Genomic DNA, 16,499 nt, shown 5'->3' on the forward strand with positions numbered 1-16,499 from the left:
GCGGCGACAGCAGCGACAGGACTTGGTGCTCACGATGACGCACACGGTAGCACGAGTCAGGCGGGCAGCACGAGCGAGACGGCGATGGCCAGCATGACGACGGCGATGAGGCCGTCGAGCACGCGCCAGGCGCGCGGGCTCGCGAGCACGCCGCCGAGGAGCCTCGCCCCGTACGCCAGCGAGAAGAACCAGACGATGCTCGCGAGCATGGCGCCGAGGGCGAAGATCCAGCGCTGGTCGCCGTACGTCGCGCCGACCGAACCGAGGAGCACGACCGTGTCGAGGTACACGTGCGGGTTCAGCCAGGTGAGCGCGAGGCACGTGAGCACGACCGGCATGAGTGCGGGTCGAGGAGCCGCCGAGCGGCGTCCGCGGACTGGGGCGGCCGTCGCGCGAACGGCATCGGACTTCGCCTCCGCGATCCCTCGACCCGCCGCAACCGGGACCGCGGTCTCGAGGTGCGACTCCATCGCTCCTCGATCCGCCCGTGCGCGGTCCTCGACGACGAGCCCGGACTCCGTGCCGCGCAGTGCGCGACGCGCGGCGAGGAACGCGTACGCCACGAGGAACGCGGCGCCCGCCCACCGCGCGACCCCCACGAGCCAGGGCGCCGCCTGCAGTGCCGCGCCCATGCCGCCGACGCCCGCCGCGATGAGCACCGCGTCGGACACCGCGCAGATCGCGGCGACGACGAACACGTGCTCGCGCCGGATGCCCTGGCGCAGCACGAACACGTTCTGCGCGCCGATCGCGACGATGAGCGAGAAGCCGAGACCGAGGCCGGCGGCGAGCACGCTGAAGTCCATGGCACCGACGCTAGGCGGTCGCTTCGATGAATTCCAGCTCAGGATTCTTCACGAGGATTAGCATTGCTTCATGCAGATCCCCCTCGACCTGGCGCGCACGCTCGCCGCGGTCGTCGACGCGGGCACGCTCGAGGCCGCCGCCGCCGAGCTGGGCGTCACTCCGTCCGCGGTCTCGCAGCGTCTGAAGCAGCTCGAGCAGCGACTCGGTCGCGTGCTCCTCGTGCGGTCGAAGCCCGTCCGTCCGACCGAGGCGGGCGCGGCCGTGGTGCGGCTCGCCCGGCAGCTCGCGCTGCTCGAGCACGACGCGCTCGCCGCGCTCGGTGGCGACGACGCGGCATCCGCCCGCGCGACCACCGTGCCCCTCGCCGTCAACGCGGACTCGCTCGGCACGTGGTTCCTCCCGGCGCTCGCGCGCATCGCCGAGCAGCACCGGGTCGTCTTCGACCTGCACCGCGACGACCAGGACTTCACCGCCGAGATGCTCGAGTCGGGCACCGTGATGGGCGCCGTGACCTCCCGCGCAGCGCCGGTCGCGGGCTGCCTGGTCCGGCCGCTCGGCGTGATGCGGTACACCGCCGTCGCCACTCCCGCGTGGGTCGCGCAGTGGTGCCGCGGCGGGGCGGATGCCGCGAGCCTCGCCGACGCGCCTCGCGTCGACTTCGATCGCCGCGACGACCTGCAGGGCGTGTACCTGCGGCTCATCGGCGCGGACGGCGCCGAGCCCCCGCGCCACTACGTGCCGGCGTCGAACGACTTCGCGACCGCCGTCAAGCTCGGGCTCGGGTGGGGCCTCCTGCCCGGGTTCCAGTCCGACGACGAGCTCGGCGACGGCCGGCTCGTCGCGCTCGGCGGCCCTCCCGTCGACGTGCCCCTGCACTGGCAGCAGTGGAACCTCGGCTCGCCGCTCCTCGACGCGATCGCCGAGGGCATCACGGCCGAGGCTCGCCGCGCGCTGCGACGCCCGGTGGTCGAGTAGGACGCGAAGCGCCCGTACCCGGACCCGCCCTCAGAGGTTCTGCCCGATGTCCCACAGCCGGTCGGGACGGCCGTCGATGGCCTCGGAGACCGCGAGCGCCTGGTCGTCGGACAGCGACGCCACGTAGTCGATGACGCCCCGGCCGACGCCGAGCGCCGCCACGTCCGCGGCATCCGGCACGGGCACCCCCTCGGGCCTGGACTCGCGCAGCTGCGCGTACCCGTCGGTCGCGATCTCGACGAGCTCCTTCAGGCGCGGCGGGACCCGGTCGCGGTCGTCCTCGTCGTGGATCCACGCGGTCAGCCCGTTCACCGCCCGGGTGAGCACGCGGCTCAGGCCGCGCTGGTACATCACGATGTCGGAGCGGTCGAGGATGAAGTGCCGGTGCACGAACTTCAGCACCTCGACCTCGTGCCACGCCCGCACGTCGAGCGTCACGGGCCCCGCACGCACCACGTCCGCGGGCGCCGGGACCACCGACGACTGCAGGTGGTCGATCCACCGGTTCGTGAACGACGACAGCGCGCGCTCCGACGAGATCGACCCGTCGAACGGCATGGCGAGCAGGCCGTCGACGAGGTCGTCGGCGACGACGCCGACCGCGTCGCGGAACGCGTCGTCGTCGGCGATCCACGGGTCGCTCGCGTGCAGCTTGCGCCGCAGCGCCTCGAGCGCGCTGCCGGGCGGCGCGGTCCGGCCACCCAGCGCGTCGGGCTCCAGGTCGCGCAGCTGCGCGGTGAAGTCGATCCAGCCGCGGAACTCGCGCGCGACCGCACCCTGGCTGAGCAGCCCCGCGCGGTAGAAGTCGTCGACGTCGTGGATCGAGTACGCGATGTCGTCGGCGATGTCCATGACCGAGCACTCGAGCGACTGCGTGAGCGGTGCGTGCCCGCGCCGCGCCTCGTGGAAGTCGGCCGCGTCGATCCCGTACGTCGAGAACTTCAGCACGTCGACCCCGCCCGCCGTGCGTCGGAGTCCGCGGGGGAGCGGGCCCTCGCCGAGCGCCTCGACGTCGAGGTACCGCGTCCACGGGTACTTGGCCACCGCGGTGCGGACGGCGGCGGTCAGGTTGAGCCCGCGCGGCGCGGCCTCGCTCACGTCGAGCGAGGCGAGGATGCGGTACGTCTGCGCGTTGCCCTCGAAGCCGTCCGTCAGGCCCAGCCGCTCACGCGCCAGCCGGTCGAGCACGCGCTCGCCGAGGTGGCCGAACGGCGGATGCCCGAGGTCGTGGGCGCTCGCCGCGGCCTGCACCACGACGGCGTCGCAGCCGTGCTCGAGGGCGAGAGCACGCGACGGCGACGCGGCATCCGTCAGCTTGACCGCGATGGCGCGGGCGACCGCGGTCACCTTGATCGAGTGCGTCAGGCGGTTGTGGATGAGCGGCCCCGCTCCGGGCTGGGCGATGACCTGCGTGACCGCCGACAGCCGCGAGAAGTACGGCGAGAACCGGATGCGCTCGAGATCGAGCCGGAACTGCGAGTGCTCGCCGACGACATCGGCACTGCTGCGCGGCTCGTGCACGCGACGCGAAGCGCGATCCATGCGCGACCGGCTCAGCCGAACAGGCGCTGCAGGCGCCGGACGCCCTCGAGCAGCGGCTCGTCGCCGAGCGCGTAGCTGAACCGCAGGTACCCGCTCGGACCGAACGCCTCGCCCGGCACGGCGGCCACCTCCGCCCGCTCGAGCATCAGGTCGGCGAGCTCGAGCGAGGTCGTCGGCGTCGCTCCGCCCCAGTCGCGGCCGAGCAGGCCCGTGACATCCGGGTACACGTAGAAGGCGCCCTGCGGCACGGGAACCGACATCCCCTCGATCTTCGAGAGCTCGGCGACGATGAGCCGCCGACGGCGGTCGAACGCCTGCCGCATGCGCTCGACCGGCTCCTGCGGACCCGTGAGGGCGGCGATCGCCGCGCGCTGCGAGATGTTCGAGACGTTGGAGGTGAGGTGCGACTGCAGGTTCGCGGCGCCCTTCATGACGTCGGCGGGGCCCACCATCCAGCCGAGGCGCCATCCGGTCATCGCGTACGTCTTGGCGACGCCGTTGACGAGGATCGTGCGGTCGGCGAGCCCCGGCACGGCCTCGACGATCGACACCGCGCGCGGCGCGGGGGCGCCCTCGTCGTCGGCGTACGTGAGGTTCTGGTAGATCTCGTCGGACACGACCCAGATGCCGTGCTCCAGCGCCCACTCGCCGATCTCGCGCACCTGCTCGGGCGAGTGGACCGCGCCCGTGGGGTTCGAGGGCGAGACGAAGAGCAGCACCCTCGTGCGGTCGGTGCGCGCCGCCTCGAGCTGGTCGACCGTGACGAGGTAGCCCTGGTCGCTGCCCGCGAAGACGTCGACCTGGCGGCCGCCCGCGAGCTTGATCGCCTCGGGGTACGTGGTCCAGTACGGGGTGGGCACGAGGACCTCGTCGCCCTCGTCGAGCAGCACCTGGAACGCCTGGTAGACGGCCTGCTTGCCGCCGTTCGTCACGACGACCTGCCCGCTGCCGACCTCGAGGCCCGAGTCGCGCAGGGTCTTCGCCGCGATCGCCTCGCGCAGGTCGGGCAGGCCCGCGGCGGGCGTGTACCGGTGGTTGCGCGGGTCGCGGACGGCCTCGAGGGCGGCCTCGACGATGTGCTCGGGCGTGGCGAAGTCGGGCTCGCCGGCGGCGTACGAGATCACCGGACGACCCTCGGCCTGCAGGGCTTTCGCCTTGGCATCGACCTTCAGGGTCGCGGACTCGGCGATGGCGGCGATGCGGGCGGAGAGACGTCGCTGTTCGTTCACGCGACCAGCCTAGGGTTTGCGCCCGTCCGTGTCAGCGGATGCCGCGACGAGCTCCCGCGCGGCAGGGAAGGGCGCCGCGGTGGTGCCCCCAGCCGCGGCGCCGGCGCCCGCCCCCACGGGCGCGTCCCGAGGTCAGTCGGTGCGCACGGCCAGCTCCCTGCCGTGCACCGTGAGCGCGTAGATGACGAAGATGTCGAGGGTGATGACGATGAGCGACCACCAGGGCTGCGCCGGGAGGAGGAACACGTGGCCGACCGCGTTCAGCGACGCGAGGACGACGGCTGTGATCCGGGCCCACGTCGCGCCCGTGAACAGGGCGAGGGCGACGAGGATCAGCACGATCCCGAGGATCAGGTGCCACCAGCCCCAGCCGCCGACGTCGAGCAGGAACAGCGTCCCGCTCGTCACGACGAAGTAGGCGTCGGGCTGCAGGATCGCGATGAAGCCGTAGATCGCGTCGATGGCGCCGGCGATCAGCAGAACGGTTCCGGCGAACCAGCCCCAGCCGACCCATCCGGTCACGCGGACCTCGCCCGCGTCGGAACGAGTGGTGCTCATGGCATTGCCCCTTCCCGCACGGGGACCGGGCCGGTGCCCCGCCCTGCCGTACGCGCGTCAGGCTAGTGCCGCGGCGCATGGGCTCCCCGGGACGTTCGTCCCACGGTATTCCGGGCGGTTTGGTGGCGCTCCCGGCGTCGCATACACTTGGTGAGGTTGTTGAAGTCAGCCAAGATCTTCTGCGCCTTCTTCGCGGGTGAACGCCCGTGTCGCGGTGCCGGATCGGCGGCTTCGAACCATGTGATCCGCCGGTTGCGGGTCGCATAGGGCGGTGGCTCAATTGGTAGAGCAGCGGTCTCCAAAACCGCAGGTTGCAGGTTCGAGTCCTGTCCGCCCTGCGAGCCGGCCGGCGTCGGCCGGCCCATGAAAGGTGTACGAGTGGCCCGGAAAGTGATCGACGAACCCAGCGAGGAGATCGTCGCCGATGCCAAGCGCGAACGCGCGGCACGGCGCAACCCCTTCGCACGGATCGCCCTGTTCATCCGGCAGGTCATCGGCGAGCTGAAGAAGGTCGTCACCCCGACGCGCAAGGAACTGTTCACCTTCACCGGCGTCGTGCTGGTGTTCGTGGTGATCATGATGGCGATCGTCTGGGGGATGGACCAGGTGTTCGGCTGGCTGGTTCTGTACGTCTTCGGGCAGCCGGGGGTCTGATCGGGCCGTCGGCCCGATACCCGCCGCCGTCTCCGGGCGGCACGGCAGAAGAGAAGGATTGAGGAACAGTGTCGAGGAACGAGCGCGAAGACGTCGACTGGGCCACGGCCGCTGAGCAGTCGTCCGAGGTCGACGAGGCCCAGGAGGGCGGCACGCAGGAGCACGACGAGGAGTCGGTCGAGCCGGCCGAGCACCGCGCCGTCCACGTCGTCGACGACGAGGGGACCGAGGTCGACCTCGATGCCGTGCTCGACTCGCTCGCCGAGGCGAGCGACCCCGAGGCCGACGCGGTCGTCGACGACGCCCTCGACATCGACTCCGTCGAGGAGGCCGAGGCGGCGTTCGAGGCCGTGACCGAAGAGGAGGAGGAGCACGACCCCTACGACGCGTTCCGCAACGAGCTGCGCTTCCTCCCGGGCAAGTGGTACGTCGTCCACTCCTACGCCGGGTTCGAGCGCCGCGTGAAGGCGAACATCGAGCAGCGTCGCGAGACGATGGCCATGGCGGAGTTCATCCACCAGGTCGAGGTCCCGATGGAGGACGTCGTCGAGATCAAGAACGGCCAGCGCAAGATGGTCACGCGCGTCCGCGTGCCCGGCTACGTCCTCGTCCGCATGGACCTCAACGAGGAGAGCTGGTCGGTCATCCGCCACACTCCGGGCGTCACGGGCTTCGTGGGCAACGCCCACAACCCCACCCCGCTCCGCTTCGAGGAGGCCTTCAACATGCTGAAGAGCCTCGTCGACATCAAGGACGTCGCTCCCGCCAAGGGTGCGAAGGGTGCCGCCGCGGGCGGTGCCGCGCGCCAGATCCCCGCCGAGGTCGACTTCGAGATCGGCGAGACCATCACCATCAAGGACGGCTCGTTCGCCGGCCTGCCCGGCACGATCAACGAGATCAAGCCCGAGAGCGGCAAGCTCACGGTGCTCGTCTCGCTGTTCGAGCGCGAGACGCCGGTCGAGCTCAGCTTCGACCAGGTCACCAAGCTGTAGTCCTTCGGTGGTCGAGGAGGCGCGCCAGCGCCGTATCGAGACCCCGACGACCGGTCTCGATGCGCTTCGCTCCTCGACCGGCGGAGCCTGCGACATCCGTTATCATTGACAGGTTGTGCGTTCGCGCACGCCGCAGACCACCGCAACCCGGAACCGCCGGGACCTGCGGGAGAGTGCCCCGGCCGATTCGGTCGGGCGTTCGAACAGGAAGAGAGAAATCATGGCACCGAAGAAGAAGGTCACGGGTCTGATCAAGCTTCAGATCAAGGCCGGCGCCGCCAACCCCGCCCCGCCGATCGGTCCGGCGCTGGGTCAGCACGGCGTCAACATCATGGAGTTCTGCAAGGCGTACAACGCCGCCACCGAGGCGCAGCGCGGCAACGTCATCCCCGTCGAGATCACCGTCTACGAGGACCGCTCCTTCACCTTCGTCCTGAAGACCCCGCCCGCCGCCGAGCTCATCAAGAAGGCCGCCGGCGTCGCCAAGGGCTCGGGCGTCCCGCACACGACCAAGGTCGGCAAGATCACGGCCGACCAGGTCCGCGAGATCGCCGAGGCGAAGATGGTCGACCTCAACGCCAACGACATCGACGCGGCGTCGAAGATCATCGCCGGTACCGCTCGCTCAATGGGCATCACGGTCGAATAAGACCGTCCCGGGTCCCGAGACGCGCTTCGCGCTCCTCGACCCGCTCAGCAGAACTCTCATTCGTGGCAGCGCCCGCCAGGCGCGATGACCACACTCTCGCAAGGAGAACCAACATGGCACAGAAGTCCAAGGCCTACCGGGCCGCGGCCGAGAAGATCGAGGCCGGCAAGTACTACACCCCGAGCGACGCCGTCGCGCTCGCCAAGGAGACCGGCTCGGCGAAGTTCGACTCGACCGTCGAGGTCGCGCTGAAGCTCGGCGTCGACCCCCGCAAGGCCGACCAGATGGTGCGCGGCACCGTCATCCTCCCGCACGGCACCGGCAAGACCGCCCGCGTCATCGTCTTCGCGACCGGCCCGGCCGCCGAGGCCGCCATCGCCGCGGGCGCCGACGAGGTCGGCGGCGCCGAGCTCATCGAGAAGGTGGCCGGGGGCTACACCGCGTTCGACGCGGCCGTCGCCACCCCCGAGCTCATGGGCCAGGTCGGCCGTCTCGGCAAGGTGCTCGGCCCGCGTGGCCTCATGCCCAACCCGAAGACCGGCACCGTCACCCCGAACCCGGCCAAGGCCGTCGAGGAGATCAAGGGCGGCAAGATCGAGTTCCGCGTCGACAAGCACGCCAACGTGCACTTCGTCGTCGGCAAGGCGTCGTTCTCGCAGGAGCAGCTGAACGACAACATCAAGACCGCCCTCGAGGAGGTCGTCCGCCTCAAGCCGTCGAGCGCCAAGGGCCGCTACATCCAGAAGGGCGCCGTGTCGACCACGTTCGGCCCGGGCATCCCGCTGGACGTCAACGCCATCTGAGTCACTGACTCGCACGACGGGCCCGCCGGTTCTCCGGCGGGCCCGTCGTCGTCGCCTCGCACGTCGTCGAGCTCGTCGAGCTCCGCATCGAGGTCGGTCTCTTTCCCGGGGCGGAACGCCGCCGGCCGGCGGCATCCGTCAACCGATGACGCGGAACCCGCGCTCGCCGGTCGGCGGGAGGTCGGCCGTGCTCATCGACGACACGTCGGCGCCCGGCGGGCCCTCGTCGAGCCACGAGAGCATGGCGTCGACCGCCGCCGGCTCGCCCTCGATCTCGGCCTCGACCGCGCCGTCGGACCGGTTCTTGATCCAGCCCGAGACACCCAGCCGCTGCGCCTCGACCCGCGTGCTGAACCGGAACCCGACCGCCTGCACGCGGCCGTGCACGATGACGCGCTGTCGGATCATGCGACCCCCTCGTGTCGAGGGTAGACCTCGGCCGGACCGACCGCACGGATGCCGCGGGCGCGCCCTCGCGCGTAGCATGACCGCCATGGGCGAGGTCAGCGAGTACGTGCTCGGGCTCGACGAACCGGCGCGCTCCGCGATCGGCGGCGTCTACCGCATCGCGCGCGAGGCCGTGCCGGACGCGGTCGAGGGCATGGGCTACGGCATGCCCGCGCTGCGGTATCGCGACAAGCCGCTGCTCGCCGTGATGCAGGCGAAGGCGCACCTCGGGCTCTACCCGTTCAGCCCCGCCGTGATCGAGGCGGTCGCCGACCGGCTCGGCGAGTTCGACCTGGCGAAGGGCACGATCCGGTTCACCCCGGAGCATCCGCTGCCCGACGACGTCGTCGCCGACCTCGTCCGGCTGCGGCGCGACGAGATCGACGCCTCGGCGAGCGGGCACCGGTGAGCGGCGGCGAACGGCCGCGGCTGCTCGGCGCGGCCGTCGACGAGGCGCTCGCGGATGCGCTCGGCGAGGTCGGGGCATCCGTGCGCGGCGGGACGGTCGCCGACTACATCCCCGAGCTCGCGGGCGCCGACCCCGACGCCTTCGGCGTGTCGATCGCGAGCGTGCTCGGACGCGTCTACGGCGCCGGCGACGCGGCGGCCGAGTTCACGATCCAGTCGGCGTCGAAGCCGTTCGCGTACGCCTTCGCCTGCGACCTGGTCGGCTCCGAGGCGGTGCACCGCCGGGTCGGCGTCGAGCCGAGCGGCGAGCCGTTCAACGCGATCAGCCTCGACGCCCTGGGCCGGCCCGAGAACCCGTTCATCAATGCCGGCGCGATCGTGACCACGTCGCTCGTGCCCGCCTCCGACGCCGGCGAGCGGTTCGCGCGCATCCACGACGCCCTGTCGCGATTCGCCGGCCGCGAACTCGACCTCGACGAGGACGTGTACCGCTCGGAGGCCGACACCGGCCACCGGAACCGGGCACTGGCGGGACTCGCCCTCGCGGCGGGCTCGCTCGCGACCGCCGACGTCGACTCGGCCACCGACCCGTACTTCCGGCAGTGCTCGCTCGTCGTGACGACGGAGGACCTCGCACTCATGGGCGCGACGCTCGCCAACGGCGGCGTCCACCCGCTCACCCGGGACCGCGTCGTGAGCGAGCGTGCCGCGCGCGACACGCTGTCGGTCATGGCCACGTGCGGCATGTACGACCGGTCCGGCGCCTGGGCGTTCCGAGTCGGGATGCCGGCGAAGTCGGGCGTCGGCGGCGGCATCGTCGCCGTTCGGCCGGGCGAGTTCGGCGTCGGCGTGTACAGTCCGCCGCTCGACGAGGCCGGCAACAGCCGGCGCGGCGTCGCGATGCTCGAGGAACTCTCCGACCGCTTCGGGCTCCACATGTTCGACCACGCCCGCGTGCCGTCGTCACCGGTGCGCTCGGCGACCGTGGACGACGCGGCGCGCTCGATCACGCTCCAGCTCCGCGGGGAGCTCGACTTCCTCGCGGCCGAGCAGGTCGTCCACGACGCCGGCCGGCTGGTGCAGCATGTCGATGCGCGCACGCTGCGCCTCGACTTCGAGGACGTCACGCTCGTGTCCGGGGTCGCCGAGCAGCTGCTGCGCGCGACGACCGCGGCCGCTGAACGAGCGGGGCTCGTCGTGGAGTCGGCAGGCGCGCCCGGGGCCCTCGACCCCGGCGTCAGCGGGCCGGGGCGGACCCTCGCCTCGCCGGGCGCCGGATGAACCGCACGGCGCTCGACGCGGGCCGCACGGCGATGGCCGAGCGCCGCTGGGCCGCGGCGTACGAGGACCTCTCGCGCGCGGACGCCGGGGAGGGACTCGCGCCGGCGGACCTGGAGTCGCTCGCCATGGCGGCCTTCCTCCGGGGTGAGGCCCAGGCGGCGGTCGACGCGCTGGAGCGCGCGCACGCACGCCTGCTCGCGGACGGCGACCTGGAGGGCGCGGCGCGCACGGCCGCCCGGCTCGCGCTGTACCAGATCGAACTCGGCGACCTCTCGCACAACTTCGAGTGGGTGCCGAAGGGGCTGCGCCTCGCCGCCGGCATGGCCGAGCCCAGCGCAGTGACCGGGGCCGTGCAGCTGCCGCCCGCGGTCGCCCAGCTCGCGAGCGGCGACCCGGCCGGTGCGCGGGGGCGGTTCCGCGCGATCGGGGGCATCGCCGACCGGTTCCGCGACCCCGACCTCGCCGCGCTCGCAGCGTTCGGCGAGGGCATGTGCCTCCTGGAGCTCGAGGAGGACGCCGAGGCTTTCTCGCGACTCGACGACGCGGTCGCCGCGGTGACCGCGGGCGGGATCTCGCCCGTCTCGTCGGGCATCATCCTGTGCACCGTCGTGGGCAGTGCGCACCAGGCCTTCGACCTCGAGCGCGCGACGGCATGGACGACGGTGCTGGAGCGGTGGTGCCGAGGCCAACCCGAGCTCGTCGCCTACCGCGGGCAGGCCCATGCCCTCCGTGCCGCCATCCTGACCCTGCACGGCGCCTGGGACGAGGCGTGGGCCGAGGCGGAGCTGGCGCTGTCCCGGTTCCGCGCGGGCGACTACCGCGCAGCGTTCGGGGCGCCCTACCGGTTCGGCGAACTCCAGCGGCTGCGCGGAGCGTTCCACTCGGCCTCGGAGTCGTATCGGCGGGCCGGCGAGTCGGCGTGGGACCCGCAGCCCGGCCTCGCGCTCCTGCACCTCGCCGAGGGCAAGGTCCGGCAGGCCCGGGATGAGATCCGGCGCACCGCCACCGCCGCCGACCCGTTCGCGCGGCGGCACCTGCTGCCGGCCGTCGTCGACATCGAAGCCACCGCGGGCGGGGTCGCGGAGGCGCGCCGAGCGCTGACGGAGCTGCGGCTGCTCGCAGGGCGGCATCCGACCGCGATGTCCGCCGTAGTGATCGCGTTCGCCGAGGCGACGGTGCTCCTCGCCGAGGGCGACGCGGCGGGCGCGGTCACCGCGGGGCGTTCCGCGGCGGACGCGTGGAAGGCGCTCGGGGTCCCGTACGAGACGGCGCGCAGCCGCGTGCTCGCGGGGCGCGCGCTGCAGGCGGTCGGCGAGCCGGCCGCGGCGCGATCGGAGTTCGACGCGGCCCGGGCGATCCTCCTCGAGCTGGGGGCGCACCCGGACCTCGAGGCACTGCCGACCGGGACGGGCGAACGCCACGGGAGCGTGCTCACCGACCGTGAGCTCGAGGTGCTCAGGCTCGTGTCGACGGGCCTCACGAACCGGGCGATCGCCGCGAGGCTCTCGCTCAGCGAGAAGACCGTCGCCCGCCACCTGAGCAACATCTTCGGCAAGCTCGGCCTCTCCACGCGCGCCGCGGCGACCGCGTACGCGTACGAGAACGGCCTCGTCTGACCGTTCCGACGCGGTGCCCGACACGTCGTCTGCACAGGATGACCCATGCCGGGCCCGCGGCGAAGATGCGACATCCGGCCGACGCGGCCCACGGACGGCGCGCCTAGCGTGGCGGCCATGGACCTCCCGATCATCGCCGGCACGGTCTCGACCGTGGTCTTCGCGGTGAGCAACCTGCCGATGCTGCGCAAGGCGCTGCGCACACGGGACGTCTCGTCGTACAGCCTCGCGAGCATCGCGATGATCAACGCCGCCAACGTCGTCTACTCGCTCTACGTCTTCAGCCTGCCCGTCGGCCCCATCTGGGCCCTGCACGGGTTCTACCTCGTCTCGTGCGCGATCATGCTCGCGCTCTGCCTGGGCCGGGCGCGGGTCGGGCACCGCGACCAGGGCCGGCGGGCATCGCGAGCAGGGATCGGCGCCGCAGACGCGACGAGCCCTCGGCCGTGACGACCGAGGGCCCGTGCGTCGCGGGTCTCGAGACGCACCTGCTGCGTCCCTCGACCCGAAGGAGGGTCAGCCGATGCGGATGAGCTTCTTGTTCACGAACTCGTCCGCGCCGAAGCGGCCGAGCTCACGGCCCGAACCGGAACGCTTCACGCCGCCGAAGGGCAGCTCCGCGCCATCCGCCAGCACGACGTTGACGAAGACCATGCCGGCCTCGATCTGGTCGGCCACGCGCATCGCCTGCTCCCGGTCGGTCGTGTAGACGTAGGAGCCGAGGCCGAACGGGATGTCGTTGGCGATGCGGACCGCGTCGGACTCGTCCTTCGCGCGGTACACCTGCGCGACGGGGCCGAAGAACTCCTCCTTCGAGGCGGGGTTGTCGCTCGCGACATCCGTCAGCACCGTCGTCTGGAAGAAGGCGCCGTCGCGGCCGCCCCCGTGCACGAGCTTCGCCCCGTGCTGGACCGCGCGCTCGACCTGCTCGGCGAGGCCCTCGGCCGCGCGCAGCGACGACAGCGGGCCGAGCGCCGAGTCGGAGGAGGTCGGATCGGTGGCCTCGACCTCGGCGATCTTCGAGGTGAACTTCTCCAGGAACGGCTCGTACAGCTCGTCGACGACGATGAAGCGCTTGGCGGCGTTGCACGACTGGCCGCTGTTGTCGAGGCGCGCGTCGACCGCGTTCTGCACCGCGGCGTCGAGGTCGTCGGTCGAGAGCAGGATGAACGGGTCGGAACCGCCGAGCTCGAGCACGACCTTCTTGAGGTGCTTGCCTGCAACCGCGGCGACCGCCGCACCGGCGCGCTCGGAGCCGGTGAGCGAGACGCCCTGCACGCGCGGGTCGGCGATGACCTGCTCGATCTGGTCGTGCGACGCGTAGATGTTCACGTACACGCCCTCGGCGGCACCGGCGTCGGCGAAGATCCGCTCGATCGCCTCGGCCGACTCCGGGCACTGCTCCGCGTGCTTCAGGAGGATCGTGTTGCCGATGATCACGTTCGGACCGGCGAATCGGGCGACCTGGTAGTACGGGAAGTTCCACGGCATGATGCCGAGGAGCACGCCCAGCGACGAGCGGCGCACGACCGCGGACCCCTCGCCGTCGAGCAGCTCGATCGGCTCGTCCTTGGTGAACTCGCTCGCGTGATCGGCGTAGTACTCGTAGATCGCGGCGGCGAAGTCGACCTCGGCGAGCGCCTGCTCGATGGGCTTGCCCATCTCGCGCACGATGATCTCCGCGAGCTCCTGGCGGCGCTCCACGTGCAGCTCGCCGACGCGGCGGATCAGGGCGGCGCGCTCCTCGACCGTGGTCGACTTCGACCAGGTGCGGTGCGCCTCGTCGGCGGCGGCGATCGCGGCCTCCAGCTCGGCGTCGGTGATGGTCGGGTACGTCTTGACCGTCTCTCCGGTGGCCGGGTTGACGACGGCGTAGTTCGTCATGGGACTCCTCTGGATGATGGTGCACGTGACTCGCCACCCGGTCGGCGACGACGGTGCACGCCACTCCCAAGCCTAAGCCGAGTTACGAGGGGCGCGATCGACGCGGTGGCGGATCCTCGACGGCCGTTGGACATCCTGTACACCGAAGGGCTTCCGGGGCGGTGGGTATCGTGGCGAGCGGACCGGCGGCGACCGGTCCCGATCGGCCGAGGAGGGCGGATGGCGCACACGGAGCGGGACGCGGGCGGCGTGCTCGGCGGCATCCGCGTCGCCGACTTCTCGCGTGTGCTCGCCGGGCCCTACGCGACCATGCTGCTCGCCGACTTCGGCGCCGACGTCATCAAGGTGGAGCCGCCCGCGGGGGACGACACCCGCCAGTGGCATCCGCCGGTCGGCCCCGACGGCCAGGCCACGTACTTCGGGAGCGTGAACCGCAACAAGCGCTCGGTGGCGCTCGACCTGACGGATGCCGCGGGGCTCGCGGAGGCGCGCCGGCTCGCCGCGAACGCCGACGTGGTCGTCGAGAACTTCCGGCCCGGCGTGATGTCGCGCTTCGGGCTCGCCTACGACGACGTTCGGGCGGCCAATCCCGGGGTCGTGTACTGCTCGATCACCGGCTTCGGCTCGGGCGAGGGCGCCGCGCTCGCGGGATACGACCTGCTCGTGCAGGCGGTCGGCGGGCTCATGAGCATCACCGGTTCGCCCGAGGGCGATCCGACGAAGGCGGGCGTCGCGCTCGTCGACGTGCTCACCGGACAGAACGCGGTGGCCGGCATCCTCCTCGCGCTGCGGCGGCGGGATGCCTCGGGCGAGGGCGCCCACGTCGAGGTGACCCTGCTGCAGAGCCTCCTCTCCGCGCTCACGAACCAGGCCGGGTCCACGCTCGCGACCGGCCGGGCCCCCGGGCGGCTCGGCAACGCGCACCCGAGCATCGCGCCGTACGCGGCGTTCCGCGCCGCCGACCGCGAGCTCGTGATCGCCGTCGGCAACGACCGGCAGTTCCGCACACTCGCGCGGCTCCTCGGTGCTTCCGCGCTCGCCGACGACGCGCGGTTCGCGACGAACGCCTCCCGCGTCGCGCACCGCGACGACCTGCACGACGAGCTCGAGCGGGGGCTGGCCGCGGCATCCGCTGCGCACTGGGTCGAGGTGCTGACGGACGCCGGCGTGCCCGCCGGACTCGTGAACGACGTGGGCGAGGCACTCGCCTTCGCCGAGCGGCTCGGGCTCGCCCCGGTCGTCGACCTCGGCGGGGTGCGCTCGGTCGCGAACCCCATCGGCCTCGCCGCCGCGCCGGCGCAGTACGCGTCGCCGCCGCCTCGGCTCGACGAGCACCACGGAGCCGACTGGCACCGTGCGAACCCGCCGGTCGAATAGCGCGAAGCGCCTATCGAGACCCGCACCCCGCACCGGAAGGAACCGCCCGATGACCGACACCGCCAGCACCGTCACCGCGCCGCGCATCGACGCCGTCTTCGACCTCGACGCGCTGCTCACCGACGAGGAGCTCGAGTGGCGCGACCGCGCGCGCCGCTTCGCCCAGGAGCGCATCGCGCCGGTCATCGAGCAGGACTTCGAGGACCAGCGCTTCCGTCGCGAGCTCGTCCGCGAGGCCGGCGAGCTCGGGTTCCTCGGCATGCACCTGAGCGGGTACGGATGCGCCGGGGCCGGCGCCGTGGCCTACGGGCTCGTGTGCCTCGAGCTCGAGGCGGCCGACTCCGGATGGCGCACGTTCGTGTCGGTGCAGGGTTCGCTCGCGATGAGCGCCATCCACAAGTACGGCTCGGAGGAGCAGAAGCAGCGGTGGCTGCCCGGCATGGCGAAGGGCGAGCTCATCGGCTGCTTCGCCCTCACCGAGCCGCAGGGCGGCAGCGACCCGGCCGCGATGACGACCGTCGCGCGCCGCGACGGCGACGAGTGGGTGCTCGACGGCGCGAAGCGCTGGATCGGGCTCGCGTCGCTCGCCGACGTCGCGGTCGTGTGGGCGAAGGTGGCGGATGACGCGGGCGAGGACGCCGGGGTCGTGCGCGGGTTCCTCGTGCCGACCTCGACGCCCGGTTTCACGGCGACGCCCATCGACGGCAAGCTCTCGATGCGCGCCTCGGTGCAGTGCGACGTCGCGTTCGACGGCGTGCGCCTGCCCGCCGACGCGATGCTGCCCGGCGCTCGCGGACTCTCGGGGCCGTTCGGCTGCCTCAACGAGGCGCGCTACGGGATCGTGTGGGGCGCCATGGGAGCGGCGCGCTCCTGCCTCGAGGCGGCGCTCGCGCGCTCGACGTCGCGCGAGGTGTTCGGCAAGCCGATCGGCGCCAACCAGCTCATCCAGGCCAAGCTCGCCGACATGCTCGTCGAGGTCGAGAAGGGCGTGCTGCTCGCGCTGCACCTGGGGCGCCTCAAGGAGCGCGGGGCGCTCACGCCCGCGCAGATCTCGGTCGGCAAGCTCAACTCGGTGCGCGAGGCGCTGAAGATCGCGCACGAGGCGCGCGCCATCCTGGGCGGCGACGGGATCACCTCGGAGTTCCCGGTCATGCGGCACGCGGCGAACCTCGAGTCCGTGCGCACCTACGAGGGCACCGACGAGGTGCACCAGCTCGTGATCGGGCGAGCGCTCACGGGGCTCAGCGCGTTCTGACGCGCAGGCCCCCGTCCGCGAC

The 16,499-nt window shown here is 72.2% G+C and carries 17 protein-coding genes and 1 tRNA gene; 12 read left to right on the top strand and 6 right to left on the bottom strand.

All coding sequences use genetic code 11. The annotated features are described in order from the left end of the window. Positions 1-56: 56 nt before the first annotated feature. The gene (locus WBQ80_RS11085) at positions 57-806 is read right to left on the bottom strand and encodes a LysE/ArgO family amino acid transporter (RefSeq protein ID WP_336573257.1); all 750 of its coding nucleotides are present in this window, start codon (positions 804-806) and stop codon (positions 57-59) included. Positions 807-876: 70 nt separating this feature from the next. On the opposite strand from WBQ80_RS11085, the gene WBQ80_RS11090 reads away from it, so the two are divergent. Continuing rightward, the gene (locus tag WBQ80_RS11090) at positions 877-1,782 is read left to right on the top strand and encodes a LysR family transcriptional regulator ArgP (protein ID WP_336573256.1); all 906 of its coding nucleotides are present in this window, start codon (positions 877-879) and stop codon (positions 1,780-1,782) included. A gap of 30 nt (positions 1,783-1,812) precedes the next feature. On the opposite strand, the gene WBQ80_RS11095 is transcribed toward WBQ80_RS11090, so the two are convergent. From WBQ80_RS11095 to WBQ80_RS11105, 3 genes are all read right to left on the bottom strand, one after another. Further along, a complete protein-coding gene (locus WBQ80_RS11095) occupies positions 1,813-3,324 on the bottom strand; it encodes a deoxyguanosinetriphosphate triphosphohydrolase family protein (protein ID WP_336573255.1) in 1,512 nt (503 codons plus the stop codon). Between the two features lie 11 nt (positions 3,325-3,335). Next, on the bottom strand, positions 3,336-4,553 hold the full coding sequence (locus WBQ80_RS11100; RefSeq protein ID WP_336573254.1) for a pyridoxal phosphate-dependent aminotransferase: 1,218 nt from the start codon (positions 4,551-4,553) through the stop codon (positions 3,336-3,338). Positions 4,554-4,685: 132 nt separating this feature from the next. After that, positions 4,686-5,111 carry a DUF7144 family membrane protein gene (locus WBQ80_RS11105; RefSeq protein WP_336573253.1) on the bottom strand — a complete coding sequence of 142 codons (426 nt, stop codon included), beginning with the start codon at positions 5,109-5,111 and terminating at the stop codon, positions 4,686-4,688. Between the two features lie 265 nt (positions 5,112-5,376). Here WBQ80_RS11105 and WBQ80_RS11110 point away from each other — a divergent pair. The 5 genes from WBQ80_RS11110 (at position 5,377) to rplA (ending at position 8,209) form a co-directional block, all read left to right on the top strand. Next, positions 5,377-5,449 (top strand) — tRNA-Trp (locus WBQ80_RS11110). A gap of 40 nt (positions 5,450-5,489) precedes the next feature. Further along, positions 5,490-5,765: a preprotein translocase subunit SecE gene (secE, locus tag WBQ80_RS11115; RefSeq protein ID WP_067950757.1), complete on the top strand. Its 276-nt coding sequence runs from the start codon at positions 5,490-5,492 to the stop codon at positions 5,763-5,765. Positions 5,766-5,833: 68 nt separating this feature from the next. Continuing rightward, complete coding sequence (gene nusG, locus WBQ80_RS11120) at positions 5,834-6,757, top strand: transcription termination/antitermination protein NusG (RefSeq protein WP_336573252.1); 924 nt, start codon at positions 5,834-5,836, stop codon at positions 6,755-6,757. A 220-nt stretch (positions 6,758-6,977) separates the two neighbouring features. Then, positions 6,978-7,406, top strand: a complete 429-nt coding sequence (gene rplK, locus WBQ80_RS11125; protein ID WP_336573251.1) for a 50S ribosomal protein L11 — start codon at positions 6,978-6,980, stop codon at positions 7,404-7,406. Positions 7,407-7,519: 113 nt separating this feature from the next. Then, on the top strand, positions 7,520-8,209 hold the full coding sequence (gene rplA, locus WBQ80_RS11130; protein WP_336573250.1) for a 50S ribosomal protein L1: 690 nt from the start codon (positions 7,520-7,522) through the stop codon (positions 8,207-8,209). 138 nt (positions 8,210-8,347) lie between these two features. On the opposite strand, the gene WBQ80_RS11135 is transcribed toward rplA, so the two are convergent. Further along, positions 8,348-8,617 (bottom strand): acylphosphatase, encoded by a 270-nt coding sequence (locus WBQ80_RS11135; RefSeq protein ID WP_336573249.1) that lies wholly within the window; start codon positions 8,615-8,617, stop codon positions 8,348-8,350. An 85-nt stretch (positions 8,618-8,702) separates the two neighbouring features. Between WBQ80_RS11135 and WBQ80_RS11140 the strand changes: the two genes are divergently transcribed. The 4 genes from WBQ80_RS11140 to WBQ80_RS11155 all read left to right on the top strand — a co-directional run bounded on the left by WBQ80_RS11140 (position 8,703) and on the right by WBQ80_RS11155 (position 12,411). Next, positions 8,703-9,065 carry an iron chaperone gene (locus WBQ80_RS11140; protein ID WP_336573248.1) on the top strand — a complete coding sequence of 121 codons (363 nt, stop codon included), beginning with the start codon at positions 8,703-8,705 and terminating at the stop codon, positions 9,063-9,065. Then, the gene (glsA, locus tag WBQ80_RS11145; protein ID WP_337282557.1) at positions 9,062-10,345 is read left to right on the top strand and encodes a glutaminase A; all 1,284 of its coding nucleotides are present in this window, start codon (positions 9,062-9,064) and stop codon (positions 10,343-10,345) included. The genes WBQ80_RS11140 and glsA overlap by 4 nt, the downstream gene beginning before the upstream one ends. Beyond that, positions 10,342-11,961: a LuxR C-terminal-related transcriptional regulator gene (locus tag WBQ80_RS11150; protein ID WP_336573246.1), complete on the top strand. Its 1,620-nt coding sequence runs from the start codon at positions 10,342-10,344 to the stop codon at positions 11,959-11,961. Before glsA ends, WBQ80_RS11150 begins: the two co-directional genes overlap by 4 nt. Positions 11,962-12,078: 117 nt before the next feature. Beyond that, positions 12,079-12,411 carry a hypothetical protein gene (locus tag WBQ80_RS11155; protein ID WP_336573245.1) on the top strand — a complete coding sequence of 111 codons (333 nt, stop codon included), beginning with the start codon at positions 12,079-12,081 and terminating at the stop codon, positions 12,409-12,411. 66 nt (positions 12,412-12,477) lie between these two features. Here the strand turns inward: WBQ80_RS11155 and WBQ80_RS11160 are convergent, their stop codons facing one another. Then, positions 12,478-13,845, bottom strand: a complete 1,368-nt coding sequence (locus tag WBQ80_RS11160; protein ID WP_336573244.1) for an NAD-dependent succinate-semialdehyde dehydrogenase — start codon at positions 13,843-13,845, stop codon at positions 12,478-12,480. Between the two features lie 219 nt (positions 13,846-14,064). Between WBQ80_RS11160 and WBQ80_RS11165 the strand changes: the two genes are divergently transcribed. Further along, positions 14,065-15,222, top strand: a complete 1,158-nt coding sequence (locus WBQ80_RS11165; protein WP_336573243.1) for a CaiB/BaiF CoA transferase family protein — start codon at positions 14,065-14,067, stop codon at positions 15,220-15,222. Between the two features lie 49 nt (positions 15,223-15,271). Next, complete coding sequence (locus WBQ80_RS11170) at positions 15,272-16,477, top strand: acyl-CoA dehydrogenase family protein (RefSeq protein ID WP_336573242.1); 1,206 nt, start codon at positions 15,272-15,274, stop codon at positions 16,475-16,477. Positions 16,478-16,499 lie beyond the last annotated feature (22 nt).

This window comes from Agromyces sp. CCNWLW213 (genome assembly GCF_037199545.1).
Classification (GTDB): Bacteria; Actinomycetota; Actinomycetes; order Actinomycetales; family Microbacteriaceae; genus Agromyces.

What these genes read in the sequence shown, in the direction of transcription:
- WBQ80_RS11085 (WP_336573257.1), bottom strand. Translation starts at nt 806, where the DNA reads ATGGACTTCAGCGTGCTCGCCGCCGGCCTCGGTCTCGGCTTCTCGCTC.
- WBQ80_RS11090 (WP_336573256.1), top strand. Translation starts at nt 877, where the DNA reads ATGCAGATCCCCCTCGACCTGGCGCGCACGCTCGCCGCGGTCGTCGAC.
- WBQ80_RS11095 (WP_336573255.1), bottom strand. Translation starts at nt 3,324, where the DNA reads ATGGATCGCGCTTCGCGTCGCGTGCACGAGCCGCGCAGCAGTGCCGAT.
- WBQ80_RS11105 (WP_336573253.1), bottom strand. Translation starts at nt 5,111, where the DNA reads ATGAGCACCACTCGTTCCGACGCGGGCGAGGTCCGCGTGACCGGATGG.
- rplK (WP_336573251.1), top strand. Translation starts at nt 6,978, where the DNA reads ATGGCACCGAAGAAGAAGGTCACGGGTCTGATCAAGCTTCAGATCAAG.
- rplA (WP_336573250.1), top strand. Translation starts at nt 7,520, where the DNA reads ATGGCACAGAAGTCCAAGGCCTACCGGGCCGCGGCCGAGAAGATCGAG.
- WBQ80_RS11135 (WP_336573249.1), bottom strand. Translation starts at nt 8,617, where the DNA reads ATGATCCGACAGCGCGTCATCGTGCACGGCCGCGTGCAGGCGGTCGGG.
- WBQ80_RS11140 (WP_336573248.1), top strand. Translation starts at nt 8,703, where the DNA reads ATGGGCGAGGTCAGCGAGTACGTGCTCGGGCTCGACGAACCGGCGCGC.
- WBQ80_RS11150 (WP_336573246.1), top strand. Translation starts at nt 10,342, where the DNA reads ATGAACCGCACGGCGCTCGACGCGGGCCGCACGGCGATGGCCGAGCGC.
- WBQ80_RS11155 (WP_336573245.1), top strand. Translation starts at nt 12,079, where the DNA reads ATGGACCTCCCGATCATCGCCGGCACGGTCTCGACCGTGGTCTTCGCG.
- WBQ80_RS11160 (WP_336573244.1), bottom strand. Translation starts at nt 13,845, where the DNA reads ATGACGAACTACGCCGTCGTCAACCCGGCCACCGGAGAGACGGTCAAG.
- WBQ80_RS11165 (WP_336573243.1), top strand. Translation starts at nt 14,065, where the DNA reads ATGGCGCACACGGAGCGGGACGCGGGCGGCGTGCTCGGCGGCATCCGC.
- WBQ80_RS11170 (WP_336573242.1), top strand. Translation starts at nt 15,272, where the DNA reads ATGACCGACACCGCCAGCACCGTCACCGCGCCGCGCATCGACGCCGTC.